This is a genomic window from Rickettsia sp. MAE-05, from assembly GCF_057319745.1.
Window position 1 is genome coordinate 391,476 of sequence record NZ_JBLTIO010000001.1, and the last position, 14,970, is coordinate 406,445.

A 14,970-nucleotide genomic window follows, 5' to 3' on the forward strand; every position below is an offset into this window, starting at 1 on the left:
TATAAATTTTTAAAGAGATAGTTTTCATGTTCGCAGTTATAAAAGCAGGTGGAAAACAATATAAAGTAGACAGAAATAGTATTATTAAAGTCGAAAAAATTGATGGAGAACTTGGCTCTAAAATTCAGTTTGATCAAATTTTAATGATTGGCGAATACTCAAAGCCTTCTTTTATTGGTACTCCAATAGTTAAAGGGGCTGTCGTTACGGCTGAAATTACTAACCAACTTAAAGATAATAAAATTATAGTCTTTAAGAAAAAGCGTAGAAAAAATTATCGTCGTAAAGCCGGTCATCGTCAAGAACTGACGGAATTAAAAATATTAGATATTACCAAACAATAATAATAACTTAAAAGGAATTATAAAATGGCAACCAAAAAAGCCGGTGGTAGTTCTAGGAACGGAAGAGACTCGGCCGGTCGAAGGCTGGGAGTTAAAAAGGCCGATGGACAATATGTAATACCCGGTAATATTATAGTCAGACAACGCGGCACAAAAATTCATCCTGGAACGAATGTAGGGCTTGGCAAAGATCATACAATATTCGCTTTGATAGAAGGTAGAGTAGAATTTTTAACTAAGCGAAATCATAAAATCGTTAATGTTAAAGAAATTGCAAGTGCTTAAGTATTTTTTTGTAGGCATTGCTCAATAAGTATAGATTTTGTCATTGCGAGCAGTCGTAGACTGTGCGGCAATCCAGAAAATAATTAAAAAAATTCTATAAATCAGAGTTTTTGACTGGATTGCTTCGTCAATTGCTATACAATTTCCTCGCAATGACGGTTCAGGTATCAACGTAATGCCAAGCGAGACAACAAGCAGAAAATTAATTATATAATATTATATTAGGCTTCCTTTAGTTATGGCCTTAATAATTCAAAAGTTTGGTGGTACTTCCGTTGCAAATATTGATAGAATAAAAAAAATCGTTCCTATCATAAAAGCCGAAATAGCTAAAAATAACCAAGTAATTGTAGTAGTTTCGGCTATGGCAGGTGTTACTAATCAACTTGTCACATTGTGTAATGAAGTATCAAGCCTTAACAACATTTCTCAATTTGCAGAATATGATGTAGCACTTTCTAGCGGCGAAATAGTCACTGCTTCATTACTAGCACTCGCTCTTCAAGAAGAAGACATAAAGGCACAATCATTTCTAGCTTGGCAATTACCGATTCTCACCGATAATAATCATAGTAAAGCTTTAGTAGAATCAATTACTACAGATTTACTAGAAAAATATTTACAGTTAAATACCGTCCCTATAATAGCCGGTTTTCAAGGAACTAACAAATCCAATAGGTTAACCACTTTGGGCAGAGGAGGATCCGATACTACTGCCGCCTTAATCGCTGCAGCTATGAAAGCCGATAGATGTGATATTTATACCGATGTAGAGGGAATATTTACTGCTGATCCAAGAATTATTCCAAATGCTAAGAATATAAAAGAAATAGATTTTTTAGAAATGTTAGAACTAGCATCAAGCGGAGCAAAAGTACTACACCCTAGAGCCGTAGAGCTAGTAATGCGGTATAACATAGATATGCGTGTTCTTTCAACATTTTCACCGAATACAGAAGGTACGTTAATTACTTCAAAGGATAAAAATATGGAGAATGGAATTATTAACAGCATTACTTCTAATAAAAATTTATTAAAAATATCTGTAAAGAGCATTTTTTTAAGTTTTTTGCAAGTTGCAAATATGATTACACAAAATAATAATCATATTGAATTTATGCAAGAGATAAAAAATAATGAAGAATATAGTTTTATTACAAATTTAACTGATAAAAATAATTTACAAGCTTTACTTACTAATTTAAAAAATGATAAGCAGATACAAAATTTTACTTTTGATGCCGAAATTGCTACAATCTCTCTTATTGGTTATGGGATTAAAAATGATTGTAAAGTACTTGAAATGATATTATCAAAGTTAACGAAAGATAATATAAATGTTAACATGATACAATTATCAGAAGTTAAAATTACCTTATTAATAAATGATCAAGATGCAGAAAAAACAATTTTTAATTTATATAATCTTTTTAAAATATCTTAGATTTTGCATCTGAAATTTAATTTATATCTTAAGTTATTTTATATTAAAATTATAAGATTTTGAAAAGGCATGGCTTCTATTTCAGAAAATTTTATAATTTGTGACAAAAAAAGTTAAAATAGATTAATTTAAATTTCATATATAAGACCTAAATACTTAATTAAATAGCTTAAATTTATTATTTTCATTATAATTATCTTCTATTTACTATTTATTAGTTATATATTAATAAATAAGTCTAATAGGCTATCTATAAAGTTATTTTAAAGCTAGTTAAATTCTTTTTTGCTATAAAATCTCTTTAATTATCAATTAAAATAATTTCGTAGATAGCCTCTTAAAAATCATAAATTCTTATCATTTAAAAAATTATTTTAACTCTCAATTTTTAGGAGTAAATTTTACAGGAAAAAATAATGAGCGAAGATATAAGGTCAAAAGAAAGATTTAATCGGATTAACGATATATCAGAGACAAATACAGATGGTCCAGAAGAAATTAGAAATAATTTTAAAAAATTTGTACTGAATATATTAGAAACAGACAATATAACCCCGTATAAGTTAAGTGAAAAAACAGGTACCCATGAAACAGCGTGGAAAAATTTCCTAGATGGTCGTACAAAAATGCCTGATATGGGAGCAATTGTTGCTCTTGCCGATTATAAAAATGTTCCGCTAGATGAAGTAATAGGCAGAGATATAAATAAAGAAAAAAAGATAACGGTAGAAATAAAACAAACTCCGGAAATATCCGCATCTATAGCTAAACTACCAAAAGACATACTTCAAGAAGCCATGCTGATAGGAGAAAAAACTAGAGGATTTATACATAAACCGACAACTAAAGAAACAAAATCTTTTGCTGAACAAGTTAAAAACTCTAATAAACCGAAAGGAAGATCTATCTAAATAAAAATATGTTTTTCAATATTGATCCTAATATAAAACCTAAAACCTTACTTGATATTCTAAAATGGAAAATAACTTCAAAACGACCAAAATGACCAACGCTGCTTCCTCTTACTTCCACTGATATTCCACCACAAAAAATAACTGATAATGAGAATATAAGGGTAACTTATGTAGGACATGTAACCTTTTTAATTCAAATAGACGGTTTAAATATCTTAACTGATCCGGTATGGTCGGAGCGGGTTAGTCCTTTTACTTTTGCAGGACCAAAGAGAGTAGTAAAACCCGGCATTAATTTTACCGATTTACCTAAAATTGATATTATAGTAGTAAGTCATAATCATTATGACCATTTAGATATAAGAACAATTAAAGATTTATGGGTACGAGATAAGCCCAAGATTATTACACCGCTAATGAATGACGTAATAATCAAAAAACATATTAGCGATGCAGAAATTATTACCTTGGGATGGGGAGAATCATATAAAGAACAAAATATTTATCTAGAACCAGCCCAACATTGGTCGGCTAGAGGAATATTTGATAAAAATAAAGCATTATGGGGAACTTTTATCATTAAAACTAAGATGGGAGATATTTGTTTTATAGGTGATTCGGGTTATAACGATACACTTTTTAAAGAGATCGGAAAAAAACATAATATTGATGAAAATAAGTTTATTATCCCTGAAATAGGTGAATTTTTCCTATTTGATGAAAATGGTTTAGAATCTATAAAACATCGGTAGTAATTATATCAGGTATGTATTTTCTTTCTTCTTCAATTAAATATTCCTGACGTCTTCCGGCAATAAAATCATCTACTATAGAAATATTTTTATCAATTTGATTTTTGGTAAAAATCTTATGCATCTCATCAATTATATTGTCTTTCATTTTATATTACTCTTCATTATTTTTACTAAACAACATCGTCATAGAATAAGCAAGTATGGCAAACATACAAAGATATAAAATCGGGAATAGATTGAAATCAAATGATTTTATTACCTTTGCACAAATATAATTAGCAGTACCGGACATTAACATTGAGCCGATATTATGTCCTAAACTTATAACACGATAGCGTTCTTTAACTACAAAAGACTTAATAACTATACTATGAGCAAGAGCATTAAAAGGAGCAACCGATGCAGCGAGCATTAAACTAGCTGCAAGCCCTAAATTAGCCATTTGATATTTTACTGCTATCACAAAAAATACACTTGCTGTAATGGTACATATAAATGCGATTTTTAATACCGAATTAACTCCTAAGCGGTCGGCAATAAAGCCGGCAATCGGCATGCAAACAGCAAAACATATTACTATTAAGACTGAAAAAGAACTCATAATAATACCGACTGAAGGTAATACAATCGGTAAATATTGCTTCATAAAGATGATCGCAATTTGATATGTTGCTCCAAAACCTCCGGCTAAAAATATTAACCGTGCAATATTTTTCCATTGCTTTTTAATTATAGAGCTAAGCTTTTCAATAGAACCTTGTCTATTATGTGCTTCTTTAAATTCCGGTGTTTCATCAAATTTCCGGCGATAATAAAGAGTTATTAATGCAAATGGTAAACTTAGTAAAAACGGAATACGCCAACCCCACTCCGGAAAAATATGAGAATTGAAGAAATTAGTTGCACCAATCCCGCATAATAAACCCATTACTCCTGTACATCTAGTTATTGCCGAGGCAGTAAATCGGTATTTTGCTCCTAAATGTTCAATAACATAAATCGCTGCACCGTCATATTCCCCTCCAATAAAAATACCTTGCATAAAGCGACATAAAACTAAAATTATCGTACTCCAAACTCCTATCGAAGAATAATCAGGCAATAAACCTATTATTAAGGTAGGTATTACAATACCGATAATCGTAAAACTTAAGGCTTTTTTTCGACCGTATATATCCCCTATACGTCCAAAAATATAAGCACCCATAGGTTTTGATAAATATGCCGCCGCATAAACGGCAAAAACATTTACAAGCTTTGTTAACGGATCAGTACCGGCTGAAAAGAATTTATCGGCGATAATTGCCGCTGAAAAACCATATAAACTATAGTCGTAATATTCAATGATAGTGCCTAAAAAAGCACCAAGAACTTTATTGCTTGATTTTGTTTGTTTCATTTTAAAGGTATACTGTGAGTAAACGAAAAGTAGGTAGACGAAGTTTAATTTGGAAAAGAGCAAGGCGTCTTGAAGCTGATAACCGCAGCGTACATACTAGTACGTGAGGATTATCAGCAAAAGACAACGTAGCCAATTTTTTAAATTAAACGAGTATACATGACCGCTTTGGTCGTTACTTAAAATCCTTCAAAGACCTTTATATAAAGGTGGACTTCATATATCTAAACTGAATTAGTATTAGACAGGGACGATGTCCTAAAAGTTAGTGGTAGTCCTAGGTTAATATTAAGCTCACGAACCAAGCAGCCAAGAGCTAATATATCACTTTCCCATTTTACGTGCAAGGTTTTCTAGGTAACCTGCTATAGTAGTTAAGGTTTCTGCGAATTTTTCTTCGTCGGGATGATTTTTTTGAAAGCCGTTTTTATTAAGTTTTTCTGTTAGATTAGCTATTTCAGCTTGAGCATTAAGAGATGCCATAACTAATAATAGCTCAAAAGAGGCTGTGGGACTACCAAGTTTAATTTCCGCTATTTTATCATTCAATTTATTCGCTAAAGATAGTAATTCTTCCTCATCTCCATTATTACAATATAATTGAAAGCTCTTGTTATTTAATGTTACCGTAACAATTGACATAATTATTTTTGCTGTTTTTTTATTTCTTCAAGTTCATTAATATAAATGTTAATTTGATCTAGCATTTTTATATAATTATCTTTTAATTCTTTATTTTCGTTTTGTAATTTTTTAACTTCATTTTGATTATTCGTTTGTGCTTGCAATAACTCGTCAAGTTTATGCTCAACTTCTTCCATTAATCTCTTTAATATTTCATTATCCATTTTCTTCTAAGCATTAATTATGAATGGATGACTTACAATAATAATCGATAACATTATAATAGATATAAGTACTAATTGTTTTTTACGTTTATAATTTATCAATGCCGTAGCTCTTTTATTACTTAATAAGTTTTCGGTTTCGTTCTGTTTAGTAGCTTCTATCTGCTCTGCATTTCGATCTTTTACATTAAGATAATCCAAGTATAATTTTAAGTAACCTTTTACGTATACTTCTCCCGGTAAAATATCAAAATCACCCTCTTCTAAAGCTACTAAATATTTTTTTCTAATTTTTAAATCACTAGATACCTGATTTAAAGTTTTACCCGAATCTAACCTAATTTGCTTAAGCATTGACGACATAATTTACTCAAGTTTTTGTAAGAATATTTCAAATTTCTTATTTGCTAAAATAATTATATTTAAGTCTATAGTTTCTTGAGATTTAATTTCTTTAATAAAATCAAGAAAATTTCTAACTAAATTATTATTATTATCAATCCATAAATCTAAATCAATAGTTGTTTTAGATTTATTAATTATTTTTATTAATAATCTACGTTGTTTGTCATATAAATCATCTTTTAGCGATTGAATACCTAGGCGTCGCCAAAATGAATCGTTCAATTGCTTATCACAAGCTTTACGTAACCAATCAAGACTAAACATATCGCTTATAGCAAAATAAGCTTTTGCTACCTCTTTATTATTTCCTGAAGTCTGTTTTGTTACATATATAATATCAAATACTGAAATTAAATTGTCAAATGTAGCGATAGTAGCAGCAAATGATTCCTCTACCCCGCTAGTTGTATAATAATTTAATTTTTCTTCAAATCTTATTTTAGTTTCTCCGACTAATAAAGTACCTACCGTTTTTCTTAAGTTTTGTGCAGGAACTCTAAACTCTTCTATAGTTTCACTAATATTAATAGGATGCTTTAAATTTTTAATAAACCACGAAATACCCCGACGCATTAATTTCGTTATTTCGGTAAACATATCGATTTTTACATTGTAATCAATATTAGTAGGTAGCTTACTTATCGTTTCCCATATATCATCAAGATCAAAAATTTCACAAATAATGGTATATGACCTTATTATATCACAAAGAGGGGCCCCAATCTCACGCTTTACAATACTAATAAGCGGTCCTCCAAGTTGATTAATTATTTTATTTATGGTAACAGTTTTAATAATCTCATGTTTAAGAGGATGAGATAAAATTTCATTACGAAACTTTTTTTGCATCATTTCAGGAAAATAATCTATAAGATATTCATCAAAATATTTATCATGCGAAAAAGTAGAATTAAGTAGCTCGTGGTAAGCTGATCTTTTACTATATGATAGCAACACGCAAAGCTCAGGACGAGTTAGTACTTCACCGCTGATAGCTCTTCTATTCAATTCTTCCGCACTAGGCAAGAATTCATTTTCCCGTTCTAATACTTTTTCTTCTTCTAAAATATCTATAAATTGACTAAGTATATTAACGGTTAAAGTAGGAGATAGTTGCATAATTGTTATTGCTTCGGTTTGCTTATAATTATCAAGCAATACTAATTCTTCAACTTGCTTTGTCATATCATTTAGAAGTTTATTACGTTCTTCTAAAGTAATTTTTCCTGAGATTACCGCACTGCTTAAAGCAATCTTGATATTTACCTCATGATCGGAACAATCAACTCCTGCTGAATTATCAATAAAGTCGGCATTTATGCGTCCGCCTTTTTTAGCATATTCAACTCTACCTCTCTGTGATACACCGACATTACCACCTTCTGCTATAACTTTTGCTCTAATTTCTTCACCGTTACATCTAAGGTTATCATTTGTTTTATCACCGATTTCTAAATTATTTTCCGTTTTAGCTTTGATATAAGTGCCTATTCCGCCATTCCACAATAAATCAACATCTGCTTTTAAAATAGCTTTAATTAATTCTTCCGGTGATAATTCATTATCATTTATATCAAGTAATTTTTTAATTTCCGGTGATAATTTTATTAATTTACTACTACGTTCAAATACTTTTCCTCCTTTAGAAATAAGCTTAGAATCATAATCGGACCAATTAGAACCCTTTAAATTAAATAAACGCAAACGCTCATTAAAACTTGATAAAGGATCAGGAGTTGGATCAATAAATATATGTTTATGATTAAAGGCAGCAACTAACTTAATAGAATCTGATCTTAACATACCGTTACCGAATACGTCTCCCGACATATCTCCTATGCCTACGACGGTAATAGGGTCTATTTGGACATCTAACCCTAAAGTTTTAAAGTGATTAGTTACGGAAATCCAAGCTCCTTTAGAGGTAATAGCCATTTTTTTATGATCGTAACCTGCAGAGCCACCGGAAGCAAAAGCATCATCAAGCCAGTAATTATATTCTCTTGACACACTATTAGCATAATCCGAAAATGAGGCGGTACCTTTATCGGCAGCAACCACTAAGTAAGGATCTTCTTTATCATAAATAATAACGTCTTTCGGATGCAGCACTTTACCGTCAACGATATTATCGGTTATGTCTAATAAACCTCTCAGGAAATTCTTATAGCATTCTACCACTTTTTCCATATATTCATCACGAGTAAGTCCTTCCTCAGTAAAATGAACATAAAAACCGCCTTTAGAGCCGACAGGGACAATAACGGAATTCTTCGTCATTTGTGCTTTCATAAGTCCAAGGACCTCAAGCCTATAATCTTCTGCTCTATCCGACCATCTAAGTCCTCCGCGTGATACGGGACCGCCTCTTAAATGAACGCCTTCAAAATTTCTAGAATAAACAAATGCTTCGGCAAACGGAACAGGTTTAGGTAAACCAGGTACTTTTGAAGAATCAAACTTAAATGAAAAAACATGTTTATGCGGTTGATAGTAATTTGTTCTAGTAATAGCATTAATTATACCAAGCATACTACGCAGTACTTTATCTTCACTACTCATCTCAACGGTTACTAAGTAATTATTCAGTTTATCTTGAATTACATCACAATTATTATCAGGATGTTTAGGATTAAATTTTATATCAAACAGATTTACCAACATTTTTGTATATTCGGGATGTTTAAGTAGTGTTAGTTGCACATAACCTTTACCGTAACTAAATCCCGTTTGATGTAAATATCTTGTTAAAGCTTTGATGAGTTTAACTTGCTTCCAGTTAAAGCCGGCAAGCACTATTAGTTTACTTAAAGAATCATTGGCAAGCATCCCAAGTGCCATTTTATCTAAGGCTTCTTCAACATTTATTTTTAATTCGGTAATATTATCTTTTACAGGTACAATAGAAGTTAAGATAAAATTATATATCCAGCTTTCTTTAATTTCCAGAGCCTCCTTAATTGCAAAAGTTTGTTCATCAATTGCTTTAAAACCTAAATTTTCGATTGGTGGCAATATGTTAGAAAGGGCAAGTTTTACTTTTGGACTATATATTTTTAAGTAAAATTCCGTTTCATTTACAGAAACTAGATTAAACATACATTCTTGTGACTTGCTTGCTTCCGTTAAATATTCAATATCTATTAAAGCTATTTCCGGAGAAAATTTTTGTCTATAATCTGCCGGAAAAACATTATCAAAAAGCTTTAAATTAATACCTGCTTGATATTCACCGAATTTTTTAGAAAGCTTAAAATAAAAATCTTCACTCCAACGTGTAGAGATACGATCTAAATCTTGCTGTATTATTTCTGCTTCAAAATTTATTTTATGTTCCCCTTGTGCTTCAAGCGTTACAAAAAGATAAGAAAAATTACCGACTACTGCGGTTATATAGTTGGATAAAATTTTACTACCGAATTTTTCCGCTAAATAACAATCTATCATATTATGTATTTCAGCCGTTAAACGTTCTCGTGGCAGAAAAATTATGATATTAAGAAAAGAACTCGACCAATCATATTGAATAAATAATTTAAGCTTCTTACTCATCATACTTGAGAGCATATGTAAACACATACAATATAAATCGCCTTGATCAATTTGTATTAAAGCTTCTCTCGGTAACGACTCCATTAAAATTCTTAACTTATCGGCATTATAACCGGATAATGCAAAACCGGCTTTCTCAATTACAAAATTAAATTTTTGTCGTAGGATTGGAATATCACTTATTGAATGGTAATACATATTTGAATTATATATGCCGAAAATTATACTTCCCGAAATATATTCACCCGAAGAGCTAAATTTTTTCACTAAGATATAGTCGATTAAATTATCTGAATGGATAAGCGACGCACTATTTATTTTACCGAGTATTATTAATTGATTTTGATATAAAGGACTCGCTGAACATTTTATAATATCATCAATCTCGTCTTTTACTTCTTGCCATATTTTTGCCGCTCCTATTTCATTGCTTAATTTTAAAGATTTTACCTCAAAATCAAGAGTCCCTAATAAAACCAAATTATCGTTTTGTAACCAATTTAAAAATTCTTTAGCCTCTTCAAAATTTAATTTATCATTATCAATTATATTTTTAGACAAACCTTGTAATTTTGTGAGTAATTGCGGTAAATGGCTATAGCTTTGCTCTAACTCTTCTAATCTTTCATTTATAGCTTCAGTTAAAAATGTAGTAGTTTTATCGTCAAAATTTCCTAAAATGGTTAAATGTAGTATCGATTCTGATTTTTCATCCGATACAGAATTTTCTAATATTTTTTCTAATTCTCCTTTACTATTTCGGACGCAGTTTATTACCGAATGGAGTAAAAACTTAGTTTGCAAATTCATATTTTTAAGCAGACATATAATAAAATCAACAATATGCGGTTTATTATCAAGTAATATCAAGACATTTATTGCCGGATCATTTTCTATAACCGTCTTTGTTATTGCTATTTTTCTTGCTCTTTCTACCCTTTGCTTAAAAAACTTAAAGGCTTCATCTGCAAAATTTTGAAATAGTTTTTCTCTATTCTCAAAATCATAATCTATCGGAATATAATTTAAAAACTTTTGAACAAAATCTATATATATGGAACTTGACTCACGTTCCTTGCTAAGTTCTAGAATTTTAGTTTTATAATTCGGGATTTGACAATTTAAACGACTAAAATTTAAAGAGGTTGTTTTTGGGGTCATGATTTCCTCAAGAATAATATTATATGCTATCATGTACTATCATATGCTATGCTATTATATTATATATTATATTATTTAATAAACAAGAGTGTATAAAATAAATGGAAACGATATTTGCACAAAGCTCTGCATTCGGTAAAGCAGGCGTAGCGGTTTTTAGGATTTCCGGTCCTAAAAGTTTAGAAGTTTTACAGCTACTTACCGGCAGAGCAGACTTTAAACCACGTATCATGTATTATCAACAAATTACAGTTCCTGAAACTAAGGAGCTAATTGATAATGCTATGGTAGTTTATTTTAAGTCGCCTAATAGCTTTACCGGTGAAGACGTAGTTGAGATTCATACGCACGGCAGTAAAGCTATCTCCATAATGCTTATTAACGCATTGTTAAATATAGCAGATATTCGTTTAGCAGAAGCAGGAGAATTTACGAAAAGAGCTTTTTTAAACAATAAGTTTGATTTAACGGCAGCAGAAGGGATAGCCGATTTAATTAATGCTGAAACTATTATGCAGCATAGGCAAGCAATTAGACAGGCAAGCGGTGGGCTTGAAGAATTATATAATAACTGGCGTAGTCAGCTTTTAAAAATTATCTCTCTGCTTGAAGCTTATATAGATTTCCCTGATGAAGATATACCGGATAGCGTTCTTAATGACGTTAACAATACTCATAAAAACCTTGTAAACGAAATATCTAATTATCTTAATGATAATAGACGAGGAGAATTACTAAATAGCGGTCTTAAGCTTGCAATTATCGGTCCGCCGAATGTCGGTAAGTCTAGCTTATTAAATTTTTTAATGCAGAGAGATATAGCAATTGTCTCAAATATTGCAGGAACTACTAGAGATATAATTGAGGGGCATTTAGACATTGGCGGCTATCCTATTATTTTACAGGATACGGCAGGTATAAGAGAAGAAAGTAGTGACATTATAGAGCAAGAAGGTATAAAAAGAGCTATTCATTCGGCTAAAACAGCGGATATTAAAATTATTATGTTTGATGCTGAAAAATTAGATTCCTCTATAAATGAAGATATTACAGGTGTAATTGATGAAAATACTATTGTAATAATTAATAAAATCGATTTAATTGAACCTAGTAAAATCTTTTCTATTGAAAATAAATATAAATGCTTAAGAGTTTCAGTAAAAAATAATATTGCTCTTTCAAGTATATTAAAAAATATCGAAAATATTGCCGAAAATATGGCGGGTTTTACCGAAACGCCTTACATAACAAATCAACGTCATCGTCATTATTTAAAACAAGCTCTCTCACATTTAACGGCTTTTAGTTTAGATAATGATTTAGTTCTAGCAACTGAAGATATTAGAATGACGGCACGCTGCATCGGTGCTATTACGGGAGTTATTAACGTAGAAGAAATACTAGGCGAGATCTTTAAAAATTTCTGCATAGGTAAGTGATTTTACCGCTGTCACATGGGTATAAATATCGTCATTGCGAGCAGCCATAGGCTGCGTGGCAATCTCAGGATTTTGGTACGAGATTGCTTCGTCAATTACTTCGTAATTTTCCTCGCAATGACAAGATTTGTATCTCTAACCCATCTCAAACCCTTTCCCTATATATTAATTTATTTTAACTTTATCTTGACAAAAACATTAACATACTCTAGAAACCACGTTTTATGGTTTTATTAATTAAATTAAAGGAGTAATAATTATGGCACCTGTATTAAATATAAATTTTAAATGCGTTATGCCTATATTTGGAAATGAAATGGTAAGTAGTTTACCGGGTAATGTAAGCCACATCATTCATAAATTAAGCGGTACTATATTTTCATCAGTATATAGTACTGTTGAAGGAGCTTTTAAAAAAGGTTATATGGTGAATAATGCACAGTGTAATTGGAAAAACATTGAACAATCTTTCAGTGAGTCCCCAAATGATTTTTCAATACTACACCAAGAGTGCAATAATGGTTTAAATACTCCAATAAATAACATTTTTACCGATGCAGAAAGTAATCCGCATATACTTTTACAACAAACCGTAACCCCTCATCAAAACGGTACGGCTAATATTCTTGGTCAGCTCTATAAAGTAACGAATGATTATATGTTCTCGCAAGGCGATATTACTGAAACTAACGGAGCTGATTTCTTAGGTTTAAATGAATGTACTAAGAAAGATGCTATAAGTGCTTTACAAAACTACAATACCTATAAGAAACAGCTAACATCTATCGAAACGCTTACTAATATTCTTCAGGATACTCTAAATCATTTAGGCATATCTCAGGATAATGCTCAAGAAGCAGGGGTAAAAACTTTTAATGTATTGAAGATACCCGTTAAATTCACTACTGATAATCTTAAGATTATTCTAGAGGCTTTTAACGTAATTTTGGACGATATATCCCCTACAGAAATAGGTAAAAATATTTTAGATTTACTAAGTAAACCTTTCACTGAGGCAACCACTTCCACTACAGAAAGAACTAACAATGATACAAATGACGGTGGATATAGCGGTGCTTATATAGCCGGAGTAGCATTAGGAACATTAGCTATAGGCACCCTCTTAGGGTATGCAGCTAAATATGGACGGGATTGGTATAAGGGAAGAAATATAAAAAACGAAAATTTAGAGTTAGAGGGTGAAAACATAAAGTTAGAGGGTGAAAACATAAAGTTACAAAAGGATAATTTAAATCTTAAAACCCTAATTGAATTTCAAGCTATATTAGATGAAATTATAGAAATTGGAAATTTAACAGATATACTTGCAATACTAAGCAAAACTAATCAAGATACGATAAATTTACATGATCAAGATTATAATATTTCTCCATTAAAATTAAAAATACAAGGTCTAGATAAAGCAATTACAAAGTTAAATTCTGTCTCTAACATATGTACTAATATAAATTCTTTAGGTAACACATTACATAAAATATGTGAACTTCTTAATGGAACGGATACTTTTATTTCTATTAAATCCTTTGTAAATTTAATAAAAGAATTGAGGAAAACGGATATTAAATCCGAAGAACGCAAAAACTGTCTTGAGAAAATATTCAAGACGCTACTTGGAATTGATGAAACCTCAAGCGGAGAATATACTTATATTCCAGAAGAAGAGTTACAAAATCATGAAATGCCATTATTAGCCGATGTATCATCTAGCTCTTCAGGCATAGGAATAGAACATTGTTAGTATCATAACAAACCATCATTGACTTTTTAAAAGTTATATATAAAATGATACTTGGAGTAGCAAAGTGCTATTTCGGGGTGTCGAAACCTCTGCCAAAAGTGAGAACATTTCTCACAAAACCGATGTAATCCTCGACTTCACGGTCGGGGAGATATTAGGTATGTCCAGAGCTTAAGGGTTACTATAAGCTTAAAACCTAGTGTGGCTGACTTTTGGCAGTTTTCGACCTCCCCGACCACCAAAAATTATGCTCATTGGTGGTTAAAAAACTTAAAATATTTCAAATTAAACCTAGGATGTGTAAAGGAAAATTAATTTAATCTATTTTTGCTTTTTTTGGCTATAAATTATAAGTTTTTTTGAAATATGGACAACTATTACTGAAAAAATCTTATTAATTTTCGCTTAAAAATTAATTTTCCTTCACATATCCTAGTTACTTTGTAAGTTTAGGCGGTAAATAATTCTCTGTTGAACTTACTTTTTTACCGGTTTTATTTTCTAGGACCGTTTTAGTGTTTTTAGCTATACTTCCTCTTATCTTACTTGCCCCCTTATTTTCTTCCATTCCTGTTGCATTATTAGCTTCCGCTACTTGACGAGTAGATAATTCAGCAAGATTCGTATGTATAAATTTTATAACTAATATTAGAAATAAAGAACCT

General features: G+C 30.8%; 14 protein-coding genes and 1 other RNA gene. 7 read left to right on the forward strand and 8 right to left on the reverse strand.

Annotated features, from left to right (window positions below; all coding sequences use genetic code 11):
- Window positions 1-26: 26 nt before the first annotated feature.
- The 5 genes from rplU to ACNFN7_RS02390 all read left to right on the forward strand — a co-directional run bounded on the left by rplU (window position 27) and on the right by ACNFN7_RS02390 (window position 3,739).
- Window positions 27-344, forward strand: coding sequence for a 50S ribosomal protein L21 (gene rplU / locus ACNFN7_RS02370; RefSeq protein ID WP_004997480.1), 318 nt, complete (start codon window positions 27-29; stop codon window positions 342-344).
- 24 nt (window positions 345-368) lie between these two features.
- Window positions 369-629, forward strand: a complete 261-nt coding sequence (gene rpmA, locus ACNFN7_RS02375) for a 50S ribosomal protein L27 (protein ID WP_011271503.1) — start codon at window positions 369-371, stop codon at window positions 627-629.
- Window positions 630-867: 238 nt separating this feature from the next.
- A complete protein-coding gene (locus ACNFN7_RS02380; protein ID WP_485440675.1) occupies window positions 868-2,073 on the forward strand; it encodes an aspartate kinase in 1,206 nt (401 codons plus the stop codon).
- A gap of 416 nt (window positions 2,074-2,489) precedes the next feature.
- Entirely contained in the window at window positions 2,490-2,984 is a 495-nt protein-coding gene (locus tag ACNFN7_RS02385) for a helix-turn-helix domain-containing protein (RefSeq protein ID WP_485440676.1), read from the forward strand.
- 215 nt (window positions 2,985-3,199) lie between these two features.
- On the forward strand, window positions 3,200-3,739 hold the full coding sequence (locus ACNFN7_RS02390; RefSeq protein ID WP_485440874.1) for an MBL fold metallo-hydrolase: 540 nt from the start codon (window positions 3,200-3,202) through the stop codon (window positions 3,737-3,739).
- Here ACNFN7_RS02390 and ACNFN7_RS02395 read toward each other — a convergent pair.
- The 7 genes from ACNFN7_RS02395 to ACNFN7_RS02425 form a co-directional block, all read right to left on the reverse strand.
- Window positions 3,723-3,887 carry a hypothetical protein gene (locus ACNFN7_RS02395; protein WP_485440677.1) on the reverse strand — a complete coding sequence of 55 codons (165 nt, stop codon included), beginning with the start codon at window positions 3,885-3,887 and terminating at the stop codon, window positions 3,723-3,725. The two genes, ACNFN7_RS02390 and ACNFN7_RS02395, sit on opposite strands and share 17 nt — an antisense overlap.
- Before the next feature lie 6 nt (window positions 3,888-3,893).
- Entirely contained in the window at window positions 3,894-5,141 is a 1,248-nt protein-coding gene (locus tag ACNFN7_RS02400; RefSeq protein WP_485440678.1) for an MFS transporter, read from the reverse strand.
- A gap of 156 nt (window positions 5,142-5,297) precedes the next feature.
- Window positions 5,298-5,456, reverse strand: a non-coding RNA gene (gene ssrS / locus ACNFN7_RS02405) — 6S RNA.
- 9 nt (window positions 5,457-5,465) lie between these two features.
- Window positions 5,466-5,783: a cell division protein ZapA gene (locus ACNFN7_RS02410; RefSeq protein WP_011271512.1), complete on the reverse strand. Its 318-nt coding sequence runs from the start codon at window positions 5,781-5,783 to the stop codon at window positions 5,466-5,468.
- Window positions 5,784-5,785: 2 nt separating this feature from the next.
- Entirely contained in the window at window positions 5,786-5,989 is a 204-nt protein-coding gene (locus ACNFN7_RS02415) for an RP576a family tick cell line-upregulated protein (protein WP_202069241.1), read from the reverse strand.
- Window positions 5,990-5,995: 6 nt separating this feature from the next.
- Window positions 5,996-6,352, reverse strand: a complete 357-nt coding sequence (locus ACNFN7_RS02420) for a helix-turn-helix domain-containing protein (protein ID WP_485440679.1) — start codon at window positions 6,350-6,352, stop codon at window positions 5,996-5,998.
- 3 nt (window positions 6,353-6,355) lie between these two features.
- A complete protein-coding gene (locus ACNFN7_RS02425) occupies window positions 6,356-11,107 on the reverse strand; it encodes an NAD-glutamate dehydrogenase (RefSeq protein ID WP_485440875.1) in 4,752 nt (1,583 codons plus the stop codon).
- A gap of 101 nt (window positions 11,108-11,208) precedes the next feature.
- Here ACNFN7_RS02425 and mnmE point away from each other — a divergent pair, with 101 nt between their 5' ends.
- Window positions 11,209-12,546: a tRNA uridine-5-carboxymethylaminomethyl(34) synthesis GTPase MnmE gene (gene mnmE, locus ACNFN7_RS02430; RefSeq protein ID WP_485440680.1), complete on the forward strand. Its 1,338-nt coding sequence runs from the start codon at window positions 11,209-11,211 to the stop codon at window positions 12,544-12,546.
- 259 nt (window positions 12,547-12,805) lie between these two features.
- Window positions 12,806-14,305 carry an SrfE family effector protein gene (srfE, locus tag ACNFN7_RS02435; protein ID WP_485440681.1) on the forward strand — a complete coding sequence of 500 codons (1,500 nt, stop codon included), beginning with the start codon at window positions 12,806-12,808 and terminating at the stop codon, window positions 14,303-14,305.
- A 436-nt stretch (window positions 14,306-14,741) separates the two neighbouring features.
- On the opposite strand, the gene ACNFN7_RS02440 is transcribed toward srfE, so the two are convergent.
- Window positions 14,742-14,873, reverse strand: coding sequence for a phage antirepressor protein (locus ACNFN7_RS02440; protein WP_485440682.1), 132 nt, complete (start codon window positions 14,871-14,873; stop codon window positions 14,742-14,744).
- Window positions 14,874-14,970 lie beyond the last annotated feature (97 nt).

Bases quoted from the DNA above. Each gene is read 5' to 3' on its own strand.
- ACNFN7_RS02395 (WP_485440677.1), bottom strand. From the start codon at position 3,887: ATGAAAGACAATATAATTGATGAGATGCATAAGATTTTTACCAAAAAT.
- mnmE (WP_485440680.1), top strand. From the start codon at position 11,209: ATGGAAACGATATTTGCACAAAGCTCTGCATTCGGTAAAGCAGGCGTA.
- rpmA (WP_011271503.1), top strand. From the start codon at position 369: ATGGCAACCAAAAAAGCCGGTGGTAGTTCTAGGAACGGAAGAGACTCG.
- ACNFN7_RS02410 (WP_011271512.1), bottom strand. From the start codon at position 5,783: ATGTCAATTGTTACGGTAACATTAAATAACAAGAGCTTTCAATTATAT.
- srfE (WP_485440681.1), top strand. From the start codon at position 12,806: ATGGCACCTGTATTAAATATAAATTTTAAATGCGTTATGCCTATATTT.
- ACNFN7_RS02425 (WP_485440875.1), bottom strand. From the start codon at position 11,107: ATGACCCCAAAAACAACCTCTTTAAATTTTAGTCGTTTAAATTGTCAA.
- ACNFN7_RS02400 (WP_485440678.1), bottom strand. From the start codon at position 5,141: ATGAAACAAACAAAATCAAGCAATAAAGTTCTTGGTGCTTTTTTAGGC.
- ACNFN7_RS02380 (WP_485440675.1), top strand. From the start codon at position 868: ATGGCCTTAATAATTCAAAAGTTTGGTGGTACTTCCGTTGCAAATATT.
- ACNFN7_RS02440 (WP_485440682.1), bottom strand. From the start codon at position 14,873: ATGGAAGAAAATAAGGGGGCAAGTAAGATAAGAGGAAGTATAGCTAAA.
- ACNFN7_RS02420 (WP_485440679.1), bottom strand. From the start codon at position 6,352: ATGTCGTCAATGCTTAAGCAAATTAGGTTAGATTCGGGTAAAACTTTA.
- ACNFN7_RS02415 (WP_202069241.1), bottom strand. From the start codon at position 5,989: ATGGATAATGAAATATTAAAGAGATTAATGGAAGAAGTTGAGCATAAA.
- ACNFN7_RS02385 (WP_485440676.1), top strand. From the start codon at position 2,490: ATGAGCGAAGATATAAGGTCAAAAGAAAGATTTAATCGGATTAACGAT.
- rplU (WP_004997480.1), top strand. From the start codon at position 27: ATGTTCGCAGTTATAAAAGCAGGTGGAAAACAATATAAAGTAGACAGA.